This is a genomic window from Psychrobacter sp. UBA3483 (assembly GCF_002377905.1).
GTDB lineage: Bacteria > Pseudomonadota > Gammaproteobacteria > Pseudomonadales > Moraxellaceae > Psychrobacter.
In genome coordinates this window covers 33,809-54,446 of the sequence record NZ_DFQS01000010.1, presented here as the reverse complement: position 1 = coordinate 54,446, position 20,638 = coordinate 33,809, and the positions used below count along the sequence as shown (strand labels likewise).

General features: G+C 38.3%; 17 protein-coding genes and 5 pseudogenes. 11 read left to right on the top strand and 11 right to left on the bottom strand.

The features are described from left to right. Positions 1-994, bottom strand: a 994-nt coding sequence (locus B2866_RS02195; protein ID WP_296190243.1) for a serpin family protein, incomplete at its 3' end; no start/stop codon positions are given. A 102-nt stretch (positions 995-1,096) separates the two neighbouring features. Between B2866_RS02195 and B2866_RS02190 the strand changes: the two genes are divergently transcribed. Next, the gene (locus tag B2866_RS02190; protein WP_296190240.1) at positions 1,097-1,606 is read left to right on the top strand and encodes a hypothetical protein; all 510 of its coding nucleotides are present in this window, start codon (positions 1,097-1,099) and stop codon (positions 1,604-1,606) included. 275 nt (positions 1,607-1,881) lie between these two features. Then, positions 1,882-2,271: a hypothetical protein gene (locus B2866_RS02185; RefSeq protein WP_296190238.1), complete on the top strand. Its 390-nt coding sequence runs from the start codon at positions 1,882-1,884 to the stop codon at positions 2,269-2,271. Positions 2,272-2,360: 89 nt separating this feature from the next. Here the strand turns inward: B2866_RS02185 and B2866_RS02180 are convergent, their stop codons facing one another. The 5 genes from B2866_RS02180 to B2866_RS02160 all read right to left on the bottom strand — a co-directional run bounded on the left by B2866_RS02180 (position 2,361) and on the right by B2866_RS02160 (position 10,300). Further along, complete coding sequence (locus tag B2866_RS02180; RefSeq protein ID WP_296190235.1) at positions 2,361-2,813, bottom strand: PH domain-containing protein; 453 nt, start codon at positions 2,811-2,813, stop codon at positions 2,361-2,363. Positions 2,814-3,209: 396 nt separating this feature from the next. After that, positions 3,210-5,522: a DEAD/DEAH box helicase gene (locus B2866_RS02175; protein WP_296190232.1), complete on the bottom strand. Its 2,313-nt coding sequence runs from the start codon at positions 5,520-5,522 to the stop codon at positions 3,210-3,212. A gap of 39 nt (positions 5,523-5,561) precedes the next feature. Further along, positions 5,562-6,875 (bottom strand): ATP-binding protein, encoded by a 1,314-nt coding sequence (locus tag B2866_RS02170; protein ID WP_296190228.1) that lies wholly within the window; start codon positions 6,873-6,875, stop codon positions 5,562-5,564. A 37-nt stretch (positions 6,876-6,912) separates the two neighbouring features. Continuing rightward, positions 6,913-9,381 carry a TerB N-terminal domain-containing protein gene (locus B2866_RS02165; RefSeq protein ID WP_296190225.1) on the bottom strand — a complete coding sequence of 823 codons (2,469 nt, stop codon included), beginning with the start codon at positions 9,379-9,381 and terminating at the stop codon, positions 6,913-6,915. 52 nt (positions 9,382-9,433) lie between these two features. After that, entirely contained in the window at positions 9,434-10,300 is an 867-nt protein-coding gene (locus B2866_RS02160) for an exonuclease domain-containing protein (RefSeq protein WP_296190222.1), read from the bottom strand. A 298-nt stretch (positions 10,301-10,598) separates the two neighbouring features. On the opposite strand from B2866_RS02160, the gene B2866_RS02155 reads away from it, so the two are divergent. The 3 genes from B2866_RS02155 (at position 10,599) to B2866_RS02145 (ending at position 12,891) form a co-directional block, all read left to right on the top strand. After that, positions 10,599-11,450 carry a thermonuclease family protein gene (locus B2866_RS02155; protein WP_296190219.1) on the top strand — a complete coding sequence of 284 codons (852 nt, stop codon included), beginning with the start codon at positions 10,599-10,601 and terminating at the stop codon, positions 11,448-11,450. 95 nt (positions 11,451-11,545) lie between these two features. Further along, positions 11,546-11,836 carry a hypothetical protein gene (locus tag B2866_RS02150; RefSeq protein ID WP_227692404.1) on the top strand — a complete coding sequence of 97 codons (291 nt, stop codon included), beginning with the start codon at positions 11,546-11,548 and terminating at the stop codon, positions 11,834-11,836. Between the two features lie 80 nt (positions 11,837-11,916). Then, positions 11,917-12,891 (top strand): hypothetical protein, encoded by a 975-nt coding sequence (locus tag B2866_RS02145; RefSeq protein ID WP_296190216.1) that lies wholly within the window; start codon positions 11,917-11,919, stop codon positions 12,889-12,891. 112 nt (positions 12,892-13,003) lie between these two features. Here the strand turns inward: B2866_RS02145 and B2866_RS02140 are convergent, their stop codons facing one another. Next, positions 13,004-13,411 (bottom strand): hypothetical protein, encoded by a 408-nt coding sequence (locus B2866_RS02140; protein WP_296190250.1) that lies wholly within the window; start codon positions 13,409-13,411, stop codon positions 13,004-13,006. Positions 13,412-13,676: 265 nt separating this feature from the next. Between B2866_RS02140 and B2866_RS02135 the strand changes: the two are divergent. Beyond that, positions 13,677-13,967 (top strand): annotated as a pseudogene (locus tag B2866_RS02135) (IS3 family transposase); the annotation flags it as partial. A 79-nt stretch (positions 13,968-14,046) separates the two neighbouring features. On the opposite strand, the pseudogene B2866_RS02130 reads toward B2866_RS02135, so the two are convergent. Both B2866_RS02130 and B2866_RS02125 read right to left on the bottom strand, forming a co-directional pair. After that, positions 14,047-14,334, bottom strand: a pseudogene (locus tag B2866_RS02130) (YciI family protein). A gap of 211 nt (positions 14,335-14,545) precedes the next feature. Continuing rightward, the gene (locus B2866_RS02125) at positions 14,546-14,767 is read right to left on the bottom strand and encodes a helix-turn-helix domain-containing protein (protein WP_296190248.1); all 222 of its coding nucleotides are present in this window, start codon (positions 14,765-14,767) and stop codon (positions 14,546-14,548) included. A gap of 221 nt (positions 14,768-14,988) precedes the next feature. Between B2866_RS02125 and B2866_RS02120 the strand changes: the two genes are divergently transcribed. The 3 genes and pseudogenes from B2866_RS02120 to B2866_RS13285 all read left to right on the top strand — a co-directional run bounded on the left by B2866_RS02120 (position 14,989) and on the right by B2866_RS13285 (position 16,708). Next, entirely contained in the window at positions 14,989-15,276 is a 288-nt protein-coding gene (locus B2866_RS02120; protein WP_201625865.1) for a hypothetical protein, read from the top strand. Positions 15,277-15,314: 38 nt separating this feature from the next. Further along, positions 15,315-15,611 carry a hypothetical protein gene (locus B2866_RS02115; protein ID WP_227692403.1) on the top strand — a complete coding sequence of 99 codons (297 nt, stop codon included), beginning with the start codon at positions 15,315-15,317 and terminating at the stop codon, positions 15,609-15,611. A 235-nt stretch (positions 15,612-15,846) separates the two neighbouring features. After that, positions 15,847-16,708: pseudogene (locus B2866_RS13285) on the top strand (transposase). Between the two features lie 148 nt (positions 16,709-16,856). On the opposite strand, the pseudogene B2866_RS02090 reads toward B2866_RS13285, so the two are convergent. Continuing rightward, positions 16,857-17,446, bottom strand: a pseudogene (locus B2866_RS02090) (HAD-IB family hydrolase). A gap of 56 nt (positions 17,447-17,502) precedes the next feature. Further along, a pseudogene (locus B2866_RS02085) lies at positions 17,503-18,728 on the bottom strand (IS3 family transposase). Positions 18,729-18,871: 143 nt separating this feature from the next. Between B2866_RS02085 and B2866_RS02080 the strand changes: the two are divergent. Then, positions 18,872-19,519 carry a metallophosphoesterase family protein gene (locus tag B2866_RS02080; protein ID WP_296190205.1) on the top strand — a complete coding sequence of 216 codons (648 nt, stop codon included), beginning with the start codon at positions 18,872-18,874 and terminating at the stop codon, positions 19,517-19,519. A 293-nt stretch (positions 19,520-19,812) separates the two neighbouring features. Continuing rightward, the gene (locus tag B2866_RS02075; protein WP_201625862.1) at positions 19,813-20,373 is read left to right on the top strand and encodes a GNAT family N-acetyltransferase; all 561 of its coding nucleotides are present in this window, start codon (positions 19,813-19,815) and stop codon (positions 20,371-20,373) included. Positions 20,374-20,638: the final 265 nt, after the last annotated feature.

Here is a 20,638-nt window from a genome sequence, read left to right as displayed (position 1 = left end):
ATACTTTTTGAAACACCACCAAATTCTTAACCAATGCCTGCATAGCAGCGGCTTCTTTTGATTTTGGCAAGACGATCAGCATCGACAGGTCATCGCTTTTATAAGGCAGCTCTACCACTTGTACTTGCTCATCTTCCGTGTAATTAGAGTTTTCTATGCTATACATAAAATTCGTATCGGTGATTGTGCCATTGAGGTTATAAAAGGGTTGAGTACTACCTCGTAGACCTAGAGGTTGTGCCCATTCGCTTTTAAAATAAACGGCATTGGTTAGTACAGCAGCGGTAGATGACTTGATACTCCCTTCTGGCAGTAGTTCAGGAATCATCTGCTTGGTATGATTAGAAATAGTCTCATTGATAGTCTTACGTGATGGCTCGGGACGGCTCGCAAAATCAAGATTGGTGACTTGACCGCCATAATAGCGTTTTACGGTATCCAAATAACTTTGATTGGGACTCAAGCCTTGACGCATCCATAAGTCATTAACCGTGCTTAAGTCATAGTTTGGATTGGGTTTATTGAATTGATTGTAGAGTGCTGCACTATTGGGGTTAAGGATAGCTGGTGCTGGATAATGAAAGGTCTTCTGAATTTGCTGTTTAGTTTCACCCTCTGCTGCGGCAAAGAGCATGGCCATCGCCGTAGACAAGCTATAGGGCGAGAAGAAGATGTTTTTATCTGATTGTGCAGGTTGCTTATTTATCTGCTGATATAAATCTATAGCAAATTGATTGTTGGCATCGACGACTTGTTTGACACCTTCAGGTGTTGAAGCAGAGTCGTCAGCAGCGATATAGTTCTTATCAGTCTTTGAGATCGAAGGGGTGTCAGTCTTTACGACTATGGGTTTGCTATTTGTCTGTTTTATCGGTTGATTATCAACCAAGCTATTATTACAACCCGCAATTGCCAGTAAACTGCCTAAAGCAAGCGTACCGACGCTGAATTTAATTGCAGGCTTTTTATAGACGTATTGGTTACGATTTTTCACGGCGTTGTACCTCTTTATAATTCGGATGATGTCCTGATTATATACAAGGGTTTAGGCTGATTTAGTAAACATATGCTAATAAATTTAAGGGTAATAATTCAAATGAATACAGTATATAAGGACAGCTATAAGCTTAAAACATGCTCAATCGTATTTGTAGCAATCTTAATGTCAGGTTGTATGACACCTTCAAAAAACACGATCAATAAGACCGCTAGTGAGAATAAAGTCCTGAAGACTGAAATAGAGGATATCTCGAATATATTAACACCGACATATGCAGATATATTTACATACCCTTTTGATCCTGAGGAACCCCAGTTAGATATGGGGGTCGGTGGACGATTGGTTGTAATAGAGGGTTGTTTATTAATAGAGTCAAGTGATGGCATGTTTTCTACGCCTATACTGCCTGAAGGAGTGACCTATTGGGATAAAGATAAAGGCATTGTCTATATTTATGACAGAGGCTTTTTAATAGGTAATATTATTCGTTCAAATGGTGTTGCTTTAGATAGTCAGTTTCAAAAAGTACAAAATATTTTCATATCAAAAGCGAAGCCCTCATGCCTCAAACGTCATTCAATATTGTTTGGTACTAAATTTGACTAGCAGTCAAATTAGCTTGAAAGGTCAATTATAAAGAGAGTGTGCTGTAAATAAGCTAGGCAGTTAAAGTGCTTTGCAATGTATGAGGGATTCAGAGACTCACTTCAAGTTTATACTGGAGAATTAGAAGTATAATCTATTGATATAAATAATGATTGAGTCATTCTAACCAAGAAGGAATCAGTAAGAATTGTGCTAATATTGCTACTTTGACAGTATGACGGGTTTTCTCATTTTATAATGAAAACCCCCCTTAAATCCAAAAGTGAGAAGAATGAATGAACGCCCATCTTGATTTGACAGTGTATGAACGGAGTCTGATTGATAATGGTGTGAGGATTGCGATGAAAGAAAACGATAAGAGTAGCATGGGATCCACGGATGAACTCATTAAAAAATATCACCAAGACAGTAATTTAGGACTCTTTGAATTACGTTCAAAAATCAAGACACATGATTTGGGTAAGTATAAAAATCTATCACTAAATGATCTCAAGTTGATTACAAACTGTCTAACCCTATGGGATGATTTTACTTATCAAAAAAGCTTAGAGGAAACAGAGAAACATAAAGTAGAGTACTACAAGGACTGCGAATTGCAAATGAGCGCACTACGCGAAAAGCTAAGTGCCATTGAATTGCATACCATGTATAGCGGCATGTTATAAATAGTAAACCCTCACCTATGCTGCTCATTTTTTATCAAGGTTATATCTAACACTGCTGTTCGATGCTTTTAAACGCATCGAACTATTAGCTAATTCCTTATCAAGCCATCATCACCATCGGTCTCTAATGCAGGAACACGTTCTTGTATTGCATGATAAAACCCCTCTTTGTCTTTTGGTGATATCACTATACTCCCCCCTTCATATCTTATCTCAATTCGATCTAAAGATAGGGCTGGAGCAGACAACATACTGTTGGTAGGAATGATATAGATAATGTCTTTCAATGGGATGCTCTGAGTAGAAAAACCATTCTTCACAAACAGTTCGTCATCTGACAAACTGTACTTTACGTTGAAAAATATTAACAAGAGCAATATTGCACCTGGCATGGTAAAAAGACTAATAAACAGTATTCTTTTGATAGAACTATTGTTATACATCCATTCCCATACAGGTACCAAAATGAGTAGTAAGCTAGAACCTAATATTAAAAACGCTAACCAGAAATCGATCTTTGATGTAAATACAGCATTTACCATAATTTTTTTAGTAAAAAGCCCTTAGTTAATGTTTATATTCGGAAAGCTGGCTTCATGTACACCTAGAAGGAAACTGCCACAATTTTAATAGCTGTATCTACTGGTGTATATAGTGCATAGTTGAATATTCAAGTTTTCCCTAAGGAACCTAAATCACTGAATGAGGTAATAATTATTAAGGTGCCTTAATTGGAGTGACTTTCCTATACAGGCATAGAACTACTAGTACCTTATGTAAAGTTAATGACTATGAGATATACAGCATTGGTCATTATTATCAAGTTCTGTGATTAAAATTTCCCAAGTTAGTTTCTACAGGATTATCAGCATAGCTTAGTTTCATCGAAGTATATTTTATTAAAATGGGTAGCTAAAAAACTTACTATCAAACTCACATCATAATCCTAAGTCTGTTTTTTTGAAGTCCTCCAGCCACTTTTTCAACCCAATAATATCAAACGCTTGTGCACCGTAACCAATATTGAGCAAATCATCAGGTAAGTACTCATCAAACTTTTCGGTCATCTTAAAAGGTACAGTTTCAGCAAGCTCAGTTGCTGTAGGTAATACCTGATTGGCAAGCTTCTGTAAAAATTGACAAACCTGAACCGAATCAATCTTATTAACACAAATAACACCTGCATATGCTTCAACAGTGAAGTCATCTCGTATAAGCAACGCCGTTAAGGTATTTACAATTTTATCTCCACGCCACATAAATATATAACTATTTCCATCTTTGTCTACAACAGGCTGATTACTTAAATCATACCTATTAAAAGTATCAATACTTTCTGAAAATAATTGTCTTGCCGTTTTATCAGCAAAATCTAAATGTTGCTCACCAACTTGAATACGGTAATCACCGTTACTTAATACCTCATACATCTCTTGGCGTACTCGGTCATGTATCGACATACTACCGCCACCAAAAGTTGGAGGCTTGCCACCACCTTTGACAGAGATAACATCAACTACTTTTTTATCCATGTCAATATTTTTGACTTGCCAGCGTTTACCCCCAAAAATAATATATTGCTCAGGTAACAACATGGTCTCAATTGGTAAAGTGCCAAGCGTTCTATTACCAGTTACGATACGGTATTCTTCTGGCGTCTTAAAGACTGCATAAAAAGTATAATGACTAACAATACGCTCACCGACAACACCTAACACCAATTGATTATTACCAAGCTGAGTAAGTAGCTGCAACTCTCCCATTTGACTAAGTAGAGACTTAAAGTGCGCTGGTTGTATTTGTTGAAAGGGTCCTTGTCTACATAACAGTATATAAAGCTGGTCGGCACGAATACCGCCCCATTGACCGATAGTCGCTAGCACCTGATGCAATAGCGTTGAGAAGTGATATAACGACGTATCGGCAGGTTCAAACCACTTATCAACAATCAACAGTCTTATCATTGCAAATGACTGGATTAATTCAAGACGTAGCTTGTCAATGAGACTGGTATCTTTATCAATCTCTTTTTCAGTAATCAACATTCTAAGTACTGCCGAACCACCACGCCTACCCGAACGCCCAAGCCGTTGCCTAAGACTGGCTACAGAGTGCGGAGCCGTCACTTGCACTACAGTATCAACCTTACCAATATCAATCCCTAGCTCTAAGGTCATAGTACACACGGCGGTAGTCGGCAACGCTTCTTTCTGTAATCGTGTTTCCAAGCTTTCTCTAAGCTCTTTTGACAATGAGCCGTGATGAGGGAAGAACTCATTAGGCACGATATTATAATCACACAAATCACTAAGCTCTGTCGCTATCATCTCCGTACGTCTACGGCTATTAGCAAATATTAGATGACTACCGCCCCGGCATAATCGGTACAAGTCCGAACAAACTTGCGCCTCGGCAGTATAAGGATACTGAATACCAATATTTTGAGAGTCAGAACTTGCAATACTATTCTTTTTAGAACCTGACTCAAGTGCTAATTGACTAGGCTCTATGTAACCTTTTACTTGTACTTTAATACTAGCCTTTGCGTCATCATCTTCAATAATGACGCAAGGTAGTGACTGATTAGGCCTTAATGACTGCGGTACGCTTTTCAGATCTCCCAACGTTGCACTCAGCGCTACTCTCGGAATAGGTGAATTTAAACGTTCAGTGACATGCTCAAGCCGCGTCAAAAGAGATAATAAATGCTGACCACGCTCGCTACCCAAAAAAGCATGAAACTCATCAATCACAATATATTTTAGGCTACTAAAAGCTTGTTTGACCCAACCTGCATCCCGAATCAATAAAGATTCAAGCGACTCAGGCGTAATCAAAATAATTCCTGATGGCGACTTTTTTTGTTTATTCTTTTTACTCTGTGGGCTATCGCCATGCCATGGCGTCACTTGCATATCAAGCAACTCTGCTAGACTCTCAAGCCTCCGATATTGATCATTAATTAGCGCTTTCAGTGGGCTAATATATAGGATGCCTACTCCGTTGCCCCGCCCTTCTTTTTTATATAGTCCTACATTCTGACCATCGTCTGACTTAACAAGGGCGCTACATGCTGGTAAAAAGAACGCTTCAGTTTTGCCGGCAGCAGTCGCCGCACTAATAAGTACGTCGGTTTTTCCAGACAAAATTGGTGCAATAGCCTTAGCCTGCACTTCACGCAATCCACTCCAACCTTGGTTAAATATCCAACGCTGTATACGGAAGTCGAGCTGGAGATGAGCATCTCTCAAAGGTAGTTTCTCATATTTTTTGTTAAAATTATTATTGACCTATAACCTAAAATCGGCAAGTTCGTCTTCCTCATCGATACTACTCATATCAATATCCATATCAGAGGGCATTTCAGGGTCAATAGATACTGAGTTAATAAGTTGATCCCACGAAATAGCTGGATTTTGATCAATGACAGCTAACATATCCAAAAATGCTTTAATGGTATTACGAGGTGTTCTAAAATAAGCATCACCTATCGTTTGACTGCAATGCTGTAAAAAAGCTTGCAAGGACTCATCAGGTACTAGATATTCTGCTTCGTCACCACCTGCATAAACATGACGTAGGTTTTTCAGTAAAATATATAGCTCTTCTGGTGTAAGACTTGCTAAATGCAGTGCAGGCGACGAATAGTCGATCACGCCTGCCTGCTTAGCAAAGCTATTATCTGCTAAGCGCGTTTGCAAGGCATCATAGCTATACAATCCTTTACGCGGATCAAGTAAGAACTCAGGCGTACCGCCTAACAAAAATCCTAGATGCTCAGCAGTACCTTGCAAACAGTCATTTAGAATACGTAGAATCTGCTCATAATTGGCTTGGCGTGCTTGTGTGCTATTAAGCTTATACAAGTTGACCATCTCATCGAGATTGACTAACAAACCTTGATAGCCTGCTTGCCGTACGAATAGACTCATGATTTTGAGTGCATCATAAAAAGACGCGTCAGATATGATAGTACGCACACCTAAATCGCGCCTTGCATCAGTCTTAGCTGAGTACTCTGCACGCAACCATCGAATCGCATTGACCTTTAACTCATCATTATCTTCTTCATGACCTCGCCAATAAGCTTCAATAACTTTAGCAAAGTCGTAACCGCCAACCAATTCTGTCAATTCAGCTAACTTGTCTTGGATAACATCGCTAATTGCCTCACCTGTACTATCCGCTTGTTTACGGGCTTCAGTAATGAAACGTTCGACTACACTGGCTAAACCATTACCATCCGGTTTATTACGAGTAGATAGATTGCGCATAAGCTCAGAATATAAGTTTCTTGCTTGTCCTGACGATGCTTGAATACGTCTATCAGGTGATAAATCAGCATTAACAGTAACCAGCTTACGCTCAAGCGCAATTGCCCTTACCACACTCAAAAAAAAGGTCTTACCTGAACCATACTCGCCAATAATAAGACGAAACGCCGAGCCACCATCAGCGACGCGCTCAATATCACTTATTAGCGCTCTAAGCTCATTGATACGTCCTACTTGGATGTGCTGAATACCAACCTTAGGTGTGACTCCTGCCTTGAGCGACTGAATGATAGCATCGCGCTCTTTTGCTCTAATTTTTTTACCGGTCATTATTTATCCTTGATAGCTCTATTATTGATTCTTATTTTTAGTACAATGCCTTTAATTCTTCGACAATCTCAAAGTCAATTATTACTTCATCATTTTCTTCTAATACTGGTGCATCGACATTATCATACGCCCAATCATTGATGGTCTCGATAGCACCATTTATCATCAAATTTAGTGACCCACACAGAACCTCAGCTTCTTCTCGTTGCCATACCTCTTTACTAATCAGTTGCTGATAAAGCTGACTATGAATAGTATCTAAACCTTTAACAACAGACTCGTTAATCACATCAACTTCACTACAGTTATCTACTTGTTCATTTGGTTGTGACTCATAATCGCTTTCCATATCGTCATCATCTACTGCAAAAATGCTCGCCAGCATTGCTTTAGCATCGCCGGTCTCGCTTTCATACAAGGCTAATAACTCAGCATTAAAAATATACGTCTTACTATTATGATTGGAAATATCACCGTTAGCACCCATACCTTGCTCATTACTATTCTTAAGCTGTGCCTCATTACTGAACGTTGGCATTATCTTTTTAGCGCTAGTTAAGTGATGAATATCATTAACGACCGCATTTTTATCGAGCCCTAAGGCCTGATACAGCTTTTCAATTTGTTTGATTTGACTGGGTTCGACATTACCATTAGCTAAAGCAACGGAGATAATAAAGCGACTGATAAAGCTAATGTGCTTGTCATCAAGTACTGCTAGCTTTGCCTTTAGACCTGACATATTAGCAGGGCTATTTAAGCGCCATAACAGATAAGCCTTTAATGACGCTTTTTCAATAGTAGTAAGCTGAGTGTCTTGCTCAATAATCGCCAGTAGCGTATCTACCTCTCTTTTATCAACATAGCCATTAATGGTTGCAACCATGCCACCCAATCTAAGTGCTAAACTGATTTGATGAAATGAGGTGCTCGGCTCAAAGTCTTGTCCATGACCGCTATCAAATAGAATCACATATCCATCTGGTTTAAAACTGGTCTGATGGTATCGTTGGTCTGGCACAATACCAAAGCCTGCTAACTCAGCTAAACTTGTAATAATTTCATTATGCTTTTTGGTAAATGTTTTAGGCATCTTATGCGACGACCGCTCATCCAAATACCCACATAATTCTTTAGCCGTCGTCAGACCTTCATCATTTTGAATAACAGATTTTGCCCATGCTTTAAATTTTTGTATTACTGGGTATTTTTCTTGATAGGCTTGCTGCTGAATAAGCGCTTTTGGTAGTAATAAAATAGCATCTATATCTGTTTTATCATTACTATCACGACCTAAATAACGACTATAGGCGTCTAAAGCATCATTACATTGTTCGGCAACAGTAATCAGTTTTTTGATGGGCGCTTTTAATATACTAGGATCTTGTAGATCATCAAGCGTCAGATCAACATAACCAATTGAGCGGCTGGCAGCGTTATAATTTAACGTTAGCTTGGTTTTATTGGGAGAAACGGTGAATCCATTTGGATAAGCTTCTTGATATAAAATATCGAACAGATCTTTGAATTCTGACTCACAGCGCCTTGCAGGCGTCCTAAAGTTATATTCATTAGAAAAAATGAGCCACTCCCATGCTAAAGTGGCAGGAATTGGCAGATTTAAGGTTACCGTTTTTGCTAATTGCATTTTAAAGGTTAGGTTGCGACTACTGGCAGGCGGCGGGTAAACCTGGTGTGCTTGTAATCGTTCTTCAAATAGTGGCGAGCGCACAAGTGCCATAAATTCTAAAAAATGGACAGAATAGTTGTGAAATGATGACTGCTTGCCATAAATATTATGCAGACGAAAAGCTTCGTTATAAATAGCAATAAACTCATCATCAGACACATTGTCTATACTAATACTTTCAATGACTCTGCGCTCAAGCCCATTAAAGTAGATAAACACATAGCCGATGGGCGTATGGGGATTTGTACGATCAGACGCTAACCAGTCTAAATAAATACCACGGCATAAAGCTGAAAGCTGTCCATAAGTTGGCCAGTAACCCAGCGACTCATCACTATAAATAGTTGCCATACTATTTATAGCTGATGGCGGACTTACTGATAAACGCTCATCTATTAATGAGGGCTCAGTACCATAACCCACTAAAGTCTCAAGCTGCCCGCCGAAATAGAAAAAACCTTGTTCAATAGTGCGATTATGAATGGTTATAGACTCATACTTGGTTACCCAGCGACCCTTTGTATGATTGGAGGAGATACTGCATTCCTTTGACCTCTCCGATGAGAGAATAAAAGTAGCAAGGCTGTCCACATTATCCAAGTCATCGCTGTCAACATAATTGTCATCAAAACTATTTTTATCAATACCTTTGTAATGGTGCCTATTTGTACGGTTTTGATCATTATGACTAACTTGCGCCCCTGCAGATGGCTTTATATCAGGTGGCAAGTCTATAAGATGAGTTTTCACCTCATTACTTTTGGCATCATACTTCTCTTTGAATAGCGCCACAACATTTTCGATAAAATTTTTCATTACCTATAAAACCTATTCTAAGAAAGCTATATAAAAGAGGCGGATAGAACGACTAGAGTTTAAGCATTTTAAGAAAATCATGCTCTGTAATAATATTGATGTCGATACCTTCTGCAATCAGCGTCTCTGATTTACGCTGTTTACTACTTTTATCATGTCCATTCAATAATGTTAAGTCTGGTGTACCCACGACTAAATAGTTGAGCTTTTTAGACACACCAGCCTTGACATGAAAACCTTGCCTTGCTGCGATATCGATAATTTCTACGTGTTTTATAGATAGCTCTCCTGTAAAACAAATATTTAACCCAAAAAACCGCCCTTCCTCATTACCTTCTGTAGAGCGGTTTTGAGTAAAGCGCTGCGTACTATTACTATTTTTAGGATGAGATGGCTGATCTGTTAACCAATCCATGATTGAAGCATTATTCTCTCTAAGAATAGTCGTTGTCACAAACCCACACGCTTTAGCATCTTCTAGTGCATCATGATGATCAAAAGCATACCGCCATTCTTTACATACATTAGCAAGATTATATCCTGATGTACTAAACCGCTGGCAAGTATCACGTACCTTGACAGATGCATCCACCCATTGCCAAGACGGCAGTGGCAAATTATGATCTGATAAGCACTTCGTTATCGCTCTTTGATCAAAATTGGTATAACTAACCACAATATTGTTACCAACAAATTGAATGATATGACCATAAATATCAAATACAGAAGGAGCATCTTTCACTTGCTTAGTATCGATGCCATGAATATCTATATTTATTCGACTAAAGCTAGACTGTGGTCTGATAAGGATACAGTAGGTATCTATCAATTTACCTTTAATATACTTTGCCATACCTATTTGGCAAATAGAGCCGACGTCTGAGTTGGCAGTTTCTACATCAATAGCCACAAAACTCATTGTCTATCCTTGTTCAAATAGCGTGTAATATATAAATAATGATAAACTAAAATTGATATTTTTACCTACTTGATTGATAAATACTGAGGTAAGTTTAATCGCAATCAAACTCTCGTCTTGATATTGAATGAAAAAAGTGTGAATTGAGATGAACATCTTCGATCAGACAGAAGCTAGCACATAAATAGATGCTCAGTATTTTTTCTCATGCACAAAAACCTTAAATATCAACTCTAAACAGTTGCCGAAAAGTTACCAATCGTTTACAGTTGGGTAAATATTACCCTGGTGATTGGTCATGAGAAACTTATTGATTGTTGGTTTGGTCTTAGCTCTTGCTGGGTGTGGTGGTTACGATGACATTGACGCCATGAGAGACGCTACTATGGGCTCTACTGGAGTCGTTGGTGGCAACACTGGCTCTAACAGTGGTAATACAACCAAATGCTATGAACCTAATGTGCTGAATGCCACTGGGACACGTGTTATCGATGGTGATACGGTAGAGGTTACTCAAGCATCAGGACAAAGCGAGCGCGTACGTTTACTAGGTATTGATGCACCAGAATCCGCACAAGAGTACGGAACAGAAAGCACTACTGCTTTATCTCAGTGTGTAAACAATGCGATCGTTACTATCCAGTGGACTGAAAGAGATAGGTATTATCGCCTGCTTGGTAAAGTCATTGCCAATAATGTTGACTGCAACTTAGACCAATTGCAAAAAGGTGCAGCTTGGCATTACAAGGAATATCAAAGTAGTCAGACACCTTACGATCGCATCGAATATGCCAACGCTGAGATTGTGGCGCGTTCAAATGGTAGAGGCTTGTGGGCAAATCGATACTCTATAAAGCCATCCGATTATCGAAGCGGTAAAAACAGCTCTGACCTTAATTTTAATAATGATCGTTTACCATCAAAAGGTGCTAGCAAGTGCTATAGCAAACCTAGTGCAGGTGCTTCTAGTGGTTCTGGCACTATTATTCCATTGCCACCTACTGGTGCCATCTGTAGTAATTTCATTAAGAAAACCTGTAGTCAGATAACAACATGCGTAGAAGCACGGCAACAACTTGCCTGCGGTAATACGCAGATTGATGGCGATAAGGATGGTGTGCCATGCGAATCAATATGTCTAGGTGGTTAATTAGCGTAGCTGTCTTATCGTTAGCTGCATGCACTCCTTCTCAAAATGACAGTTACGCTAGTCAATTTGTTTCTGGCTATGTCTCAGTGCATGAAATGTTCTGGTCCGCTGACCATGATACGCCCTATCCATTTACGACATCAGGTGAAATATCCTGTGTCTATTATCCAACGTTTGGCACTGAGGTGTATTTTGAACCTGTAGGCTATATTGACGAGTCCTCTATTGGTACTCCACTTAATAAAGCTGCTACTAAGGCGCTGAAGCGTGATGGTATGAAGCCGAATGTGCCTTATAGCATCAAGGAAGGTGCTGATTTGAGTGAGGCTAGAGAGGTTGGGTTAAAGCTATGTGATGAGCAGATGGATGAGATTAAGGGTGTGTGAAGCACTAGATTAGGATTAGGACTAATACAAGTTAATTAGTTGTTTTGATAACTAATGCAAATATAAATTGGAGAGTTTCTTTGTCAAATAATTCGTATATAGATGATCATCCCTCTACCTTTAATAGTCATATTCCAATAACCTGCGTGAATATTGACGATGATGAAAGCAATGAGATTTGTTTAACGCTACGAAATATATTTGAAGAAATCGGTAAAAGTCTTAATATTAAAAATTTAAAGGGTATTTCTATTGCACTTGGTGATGAAGGCTATCGAAAAGCTATTGATCTCATTGATAGCACTAGACAAGTATCTAATGGCGAGGTGATTGGATGTGCTTTAACAATATCTAATATCATAGAAGGTGTTTTAGAGAGTTACATTGTTCTTAAAGATGTTTCAATAGTCCCTCTATTAGTTGAAAAGGCTGCTAAAGATGAAGAACAAGTAGCTTTTATGCTACAAGTTATTGCGCATGAGTGCGGTCATATACACGGCGATGATTTGTTTTATGAAATTATGGGAGATGTGCCTAAAATTGAAGACTATAAAAGCCATTATGCAGCATTTATTTATGATATATCTACGGTAGGTTGGTCAGAGTTTTCCGCATGCTTTTTTAGTGCTCATATAGGTTTATGTCCAGAAGAAGATTTCAGAGGTATAGTCGAGAGCAAGGTAGAGAATATTGTAAATGAGCTTGAAAGTTTGAAGCTCATGAGACTTGAGCTTTTAGACTTGCTCATAAGTGTTTATAAAAATATAGGAAACTTGATCAAATATTCTAGCTATTATTTAGGCTGGATGTTTAATAGCAAACTCAAACCTGAAAAAACAAAACTATATGAGAGTCTTGAAGATAACTGGTTTTTAAGTTACTTTTTAGAATTAGATAAAATTTATGAGAATATTCTATCTAAACTATCAAATAAGCAACTAGAGTTTGATGAAATCCTAGAAATTGGTCATCTTTCAAAAAGAATTGCAGAGCATTTCGGTTTTACTACTACAGTAGACCAAAGTAATGGAACAGGTATATTTTTCATGGCTTAATTCAATACTTAGTCTGACGTTAATTAGCTGATAAATTATGGCTAACTTCAATGACTATCCACTATTCCTCATAAAAAACCCACATTAAAGTGGGTTTTTTATTATCGAATGCTTAATACAAATCCTTTCGAATCCAATTGGGTAGATAGTCAGACCGATAATCACTTATCCAAGTATCTATCCAGACGACAAGACCGGTAACAAACACACCCCATCCAAGCAATGTAATGCCGTTTGATACGTAGGCAGATATCATTGCAAATGAGCTAGTTCCAATACTTGGTTGAATAATACCACTAACTAAAAAAGCAAATAAACCCATAAATGGTACTGCATATATACCACCACGAATGCCGTGCAGTATGAACCAACATATTTTTTCCAACATGATATGAATATCCTCCTTAGCCAGTACAGACTTTCTTAGACTGGCTAATCTTGCCGTTATTACAAACAAACTTGCCATTTTTGCAATGTGATACACCACCCATGCTTTTAGAGCAAGGATAATTCTGAGCATTCGCCTGTACGACTGGCGCCATCATAAATATAGCAATAAGAAGTACTGACCAATTTTTCATAGGCTGCTACCTTAATAATCAAGTAAAGGAGGTTCGACCATAGCACTGCAAACCACCTCTATCAACGATAATTTAACTTATGTTTATAAATATAAGAAATGAATTGTATTTATATTACTCCTAGATCATATGGATTTTTCTACTCCAACTAAACTGCTGGCAGGAATATAGTTTGAGCCGTTTCTACTTTATCGGAGGCAGATTATTCATTCTGATAGAGGAAGTCAGTACTGTAACAATGATTATCATCAGATCGTTAAGCAGCATAAGTTAAAAGGCTCAATGTCTAGGCGTAGTAATTGCTTTAAAAATACCCCAATATAAAACTTCTCGGGTAAGGAGCACTGCTCCGCAAGGAAGAATAAGCTGGTGTATCATCAAGACTATAAAACAAGATTCGAAACTGTCAGCGATAATACTAAATGTATTGAACTAGATTACAACCAGACTAGAATTAGAAAGGGTTTAGGCTATAAAACGTCAAGACGCATGTAGTTTGATTATTATCGTCAGGCTGCGTAACTAAAACCTCCTAAGTTTGTTTCTACAGATTTAATAGCAGGTGTCATGACGCCTATTCAACGAATTTTTTAATTTCATCCAAATACTTTGAAGGCTCAAATCTCCTAAAACCATAATCCGCTATTTAATGCTTATAAAATGGGTCTAATGCCATTATTTCTTTGACTTCTTGCAGATCGTTAGATAACACGATAATAACGCCACCAACACGGTTATCTCTACGGCCAGATGCTAAAAAAACATTCTTAGCGTAAAATTTCTCCAAGAACACAATATGCTCATTTAAATACTTTTGCACTTCGGATAGAGGCTTTTTATAAGTTAAAGTAGTCACAATCATTGTTAATGGCACCTTTTTGTTATTAAAATTTATCTGTTAAAGATATTCTAATTGCCCTGTCTCCTATTAAAGCTTATTTACCTTCGCTAAGAACAACGTAGTATCAATTTTATTTTCTTTATTTATAAACAAATGATTAGCTCAAACTCAATGTTGTATTAGGTAGACGTCACTTATATAACCGTGCTCAATGCATTTTACATACTGTCAACTATAATTCCTCATTATGCTCTTGTGGTACATACTTCAAAATATCACCTGGCGTCACCTCTAATACTTCACATAGTTTACTTAAGGTATCGAACTCTATCCGAGTGGTTTGATCATTATAGATTCTATGTAGTGTTGATTTACTAATGTCTGTTGTTCTAACTAAATCCGCTACTCGTAGTCTTCTCTCTGCTAAAAGAACAGGTAAGTTACACAAAATCACAATAAACTCCTTGTTGGCAATAACTAAATTATTGCCAGCGACTACTTTTGTGCTAATATAGTACTCGTTGGCAATAACAAAGTATTTATAGAAAACCATTTAATCCTGACTAGGAAGCTATTATGTCACAGACTTCTCTATCCACTCAAGAGTTGGCTTTAATGATGTAGGGAGTAAAGAGCAAGTAAAAATCAATATTAATAATACTGAGGAGACTAACCATGAAGTTTATCGATTATGACCAACTATGTAGTAAATTTAAGCCTAAAGGGGCTATCAGTGTAGACGCTAATATAATAGCCAACATGCTAATTAATGAACATTGCCTTCAACAGGGAAATAATCTAGCCCAGTTTTTAAAAGTAGAGACCTTCTTTGATAACTACATGGCCTTAAGAGTATGGATACAAAGACGACTAAACGCTCAGGCTGACTATATTATAGATGAAATGCATAATCAGCTTCAAAGCGAGCTTTATACCCTTTTACCGCAGCCGTATAGCTATTAATCAGGAGAATTATAATGGGTATAAGGCTTGAGTTAGGTATGACGCAGAATGAAAGAGATAGAAAAATCTGCGAAGATTATTGGGCATATGATAATAATAGTGGGTTTATTAGACATATAAAATCACTTTGTCAACAATACAAGCTTAGTCCTTATATATTATTTGAAACTATAGCCGAATGTTATGCTTGTTTAGATGATGTTCTCTGTGAGTACTGCGGAACTGCTTGTCCAATTGAAGTGCCAGCAGATATACTTCATATGCGTTCGAAAATAAGTTGGTCTTGTACGGTTTGTGAGAATGCACTTTGGCGGGAACATAACATCAATAAGTAACTGTTATTAGACTGGTGCTTCTTTGCAAAATGTACTAGCTCTATTTCTGTACGTTTGGCATTTTACCGTTTAATTGCAGTTATTAAATACGTTCGAACAAATAGCAATGGATGAATCATGTTTCATAGTCAAAGCACACTATTAGTTCTTTAAAAAATACGGATAGGAGTGTAATTAATGAGCCTTTCCTAAAAACTGTGTAACTGCTTATAATCCATTAATAGGAGAATAAGCAATGACTAACCAAACTGACATTAAGAAACTTGCCGAGCAAATGGCTAGCAGCATGAATAGCTTTGACGATATTAAAGACTTCCAGAAGCGGCTCATGCAATCCTTTGTCGATACGGCCCTTTAAGCTGTGATGGAAGATCATCTAGGCTATGCCAAGCATGAGAAATCTGACAAGCCTAACAAGCGCAATGGACACAGTAAAAAGACAGTTCGCAGTGACACAGGTGAGCTTGAGATATCTACCCCAAGAGACCGTGATGGTGACTTTGAACCTGCCTTAGTTGGTAAGCATCAAACTCGCATTAGCGGAATTGATGACAAGATCATCACCTTTTACGCTAAGGGACAAACCACCACCGATATTGTCGACACCATCACAGACATCTACGACGTCGACATCTCCATCAGCTTGGTTTCAAGAGTCACGGACAACGTCTTAGAGGACGAGGACATCACCGCTTGGCATAACAGGCTGCTGATTTAAAGGTCATCTATGGTGCTGATATCCTTGAGATGGCAAAAGCCAATCTTGAGCACTTTGATGAGAATTGGGGCAAAGATTACTCGCACGTGGTTAAGTCTTGGCGCAATAACTGGGAAGGCTTAAAGGTGTTCTTCGAGTAACCTAAAGACATTAGAAAAGTCATATATACCACAATGCTATTGATTTGCTAAACAGTGTTCTTCGGACAGCAGTGAATAAGGGTAAGGTGTTCCTGTCTGATCAATCGGCGTTTAAAGTGGTGTATTTAGCAACTAAGCAAGTATCCAAAAAGTGGTCGATGCCGATCCGTAACTGGAAGTCTGCTCTTAATCGCTTTATAATTATGTTTGATGAACGTATTAGTAAGCATTTAATCTAAATGGCAATTACACAAAATGTAGGATGGTCTCTTTAATAAAGCATACCTAATATTCTTACAGTATTATTTTTTTTATGAAGCTAGAATAGTTCATCTTTAACTATGGAAGACAATAATAATTATCAACTCTATTAATAGAGCATTGTCTCTAAAAGTGACGATAAAAATGCTGATTATCTGATGCCATTGTTAGTAGCTCATTGTCTTCGGGGGTATCACCATAAGCATAGATACTGTCATAGTCAGTAAGATCATAACGCGCTTGCACTAGTCGCCGTTTTCGCTGTGAGCTACAGTCACCTTGCTTACTGAATCCCGTAATAATGCCTTCCTTTATATCGACTTCGGTACAAATCAACTCAATACCATATGTTTTACACCAAGGGCTAAATAGATATCTAGTGATGCTGAGACGATGGTAACAGTATCACCTCTATCTTTATGCCATTGAATACGTTGCATGGCTTTAGGTCGTAGGTAATTTGGCAAATGCTGCTCTGCGTAAATCTTACCTTTTGCGCGTAAACTATTTTCATTCATACCTCTAAATGCAAAGCGTAAGATTTTTTTACGAATTTGATGACCTTTCGCCATGCCAAGCTTGTATTTAATCGTAATTGGTAACAGTGCCAATCGACCAAACAGCAATTTATTTTTAGGCGTGGCGAACAGTATGAACTGCGTAAATGTGTCTCTGTCTGTTATTGTGCCGTCAGAATCGAATAAAGCAAGATTCATTTAATCAGCCTGACCCCTGCTGTCAAATCCGTATAACTAAACTTGGGAGATTTTGATTACGCAGCATGACGATAATAGTCAAACCACACCTGTCTTGGCGATTTATAGCCTAAACCCTTTTGAATTCTCGTTTGGTTGTAGTACAACTCGACATATCTAATGATATCGGTAATGGCGGCAAATCTGGTCTTATAGTCCTGATGATATATTAACTCATTCTTTAATACGCCCCAGAAGCTCTCTATAGGTGCGTTATCAAAGCAGTTACCTTTAGCGCTCATTGAGCCTGCAAGCTGATGCTGCTTGATGATCTTATGGTAGGCATGACTACAGTACTGACTGCCTCTATCAGAGTGAACGACTAGCCCTTTACTGGGTCGTTTGTTCTTGATGGCCATATTCAATGCTTTGCATACTAGATCTGCTGTCATGCGTTTGTTGATGGCGTAACCGACAAGCTCTTTAGTGTATAAGTCTTTAACGCCTGCTAAATACAGCCAACCCTCAAGCGTCCAAATATAGGTGATGTCACTGACCCACGCTTGGTTAGGGCGACTGGCATCAAACTTCTGATCCAGTACGTTTGGATAGATCAGCTTGTTGTGATTGGAGTCGGTAGTGACTTTAAAGCGCTTGTGGCGACGGCATTTGATGCCATATTCCTCTTTAATGCTTCTAACCATGTATAGGCTAATGTCATGGCCTTGCTCGGTGAGCGTTGCATGCAAACGTTCATAACCATAACGTTCTTTACTTTCACTGTGAGCGGCTTTAACGAGTAGCTCGCAATGGTTGCGATGTATCTGCTGCTCGCTGATATCGCGACTCAGCCAGTCGTAGTAACTTGAATGCTTAATCTTTAGCACACGGCACATAGTGGTGATGCTAAAGAAGTGCTGGTTATCTTTGATAAAGGCGTACCTGACTAGCTGTGCTTTGCAAAGTACGCCGTCGCCTCATTCGAGCATAGCTCTCATCTTGCGTCGGGGCGAAGCAGTGCTTCGCTTTATCCCTCCTCATTTAAGATCTCGCGTTCCTCTTCGGCTACTTTAAGCTGTCGTTTGAGGCGCTTGTTCTCTTCAATCACGGCTATGAGCTGTGGATCGTACTGCTCTGTTCCTACAAGCTTGCCTTGGTTGGCTTTGTTATGCCAATTAGATAAGGTCTGCATGGCGATGCCAAGCTGCTTTGCGGTCGCTGAGATATTGCCATTATTGTTTGCTATCTTCTTAACGGCTTCTGCTTTAAATTCTGTGCTGTAAGTTCTGATTTTCTTGGCCATGGTAAACTCCTGTGAATACGCTTAGTTTACCAAGTTTAGTTGTACGGTTTCTTCAGCATAGCTCAGCCTATTAAATAGTAAGTATAAATAATTATAGTATGCTTGAATATTCTTAAAAAAACCTTTTAAAGGAAATAACTATAATGTCATATTCCAAAGGTATTAAGCCGATAATTACTATAGCTGCCATTTCAGATATACACAGTAATATTTTCGCTCTCGAAGCTGTACTAAAAGATATTAAACAAAGAAATGCTAATCAAATTGTTAACCTTGGCGATATTCTATACGGACCAATTGCTCCTAGAGCCACTTATGAATTGTTGATGGAACATCAAAAAGATATTATTACTATTCGTGGCAATCAAGATAGACAGATTTATGAAGCTACGACGGCTGATATTGATAGCAACCCAACTCTACATTTTATTGTAGAGGACTTACCCAATGAAGCTATCCAATGGATGCAAGCGTTGCCTTTCGACTATGAATTAGATCAAAATGTTTATCTATGCCACGGCTCGCCAACTGATGATACGGTATACCTGTTAGAAAATGTAGAAACTGGTCAGCCAATAGTGCGTAGCGATTCAGATATTTTGAGCATACTTAACGATATTGATAAGTCTATTATTATATGCGGTCATACTCACACCCCACGTATGGTAAAGTTATCGACAGGTCAAATTGTAATTAATACTGGGAGTGTGGCTACCCTGCCTATACTGATGACTTACCTGTTGTCCATAAGATGCAAAATTATTCCCCTGATGCAAGCTATGCTCTTGTAAAAGTTATTGAAACCGAACAAGGGAAAAATTGGAAAGTTGAACATATCAAAGTCCCTTACGATTTTGAAGCGGCCGCTAAACTGGCTTTAAAAAAACAATCGCAAAGATTGGGAGTTTGCATTAAAGACTGGACGAGCCTTGTAGATATGGTAAATTAAAAGCAACTTAAAATACCCTCGAAAATCCCGCTGTATGTACACCACAAAGTACACTGTCATGATTTATATTAGCTTACAGCTGAACATTCAAGTCCTCATTTTCATAAATCACTTCTAAAAAAACGTAGAGTAGATATGCAAACAAAGATAGAAACAGACCGTCTTTATTTAAGACAGTGGCAGAAGACAGACTTAGAGCCATTTTCTAAAATGAATTCTGATAGGGACGTAATGGAGTATTTCCCTAAGTTACTATCGAAAGAAGAAAGTGATAGCATGGCTTCAAAGTGCCAGTCGCTCATAGAAGAAAGAGGCTGGGGAATTTGGGCAGTAAGCCTAAAAGATAGTGATACTTTCATAGGATTTGTAGGCTTACATCAACCGCAATATGATTTCCCATTCAACCCTTGTATTGAAATAGGTTGGAGATTAGGTAAAGAATTTTGGGGCTACGGCTATGCAACGGAAGCCGCAAATGCTGCTTTAAAATTTGCTTTCGAAGAACTAAAACTTAATGAGGTAGTATCGTTCACTTCAAAGATAAATAAACGTTCACAACTAGTCATGCAACGGCTTAAGATGAAGAATACAGGAAAAGACTTCCATCACCCTGCTTTTGAGGTAACAGATCCACTCTCCGAATACGCACTGTACAAAATAAACCAAAAACAATGGTTAGAAGACAGAAAAGAATGAATATTAATTAGATTATGACAAATGACTTTAGATGTGTTTTAGACTGGTTTCAATAGGTTATACGCTACTATTTTAATTACCTTTCAAATAACTAAATAAACAAGATGCAAAACTATTAGCTCGATATCTTTACAGACAATATCTAGAGTAAATCTAGCGGGTATCTGAAGTACTAAAATCTATCCATCCTCCTCCATAATCTAAAACCACATCATTTTCTTTAATACTATAGTGGATTCACGTTAAAAAAGATACGGCGCTGCTG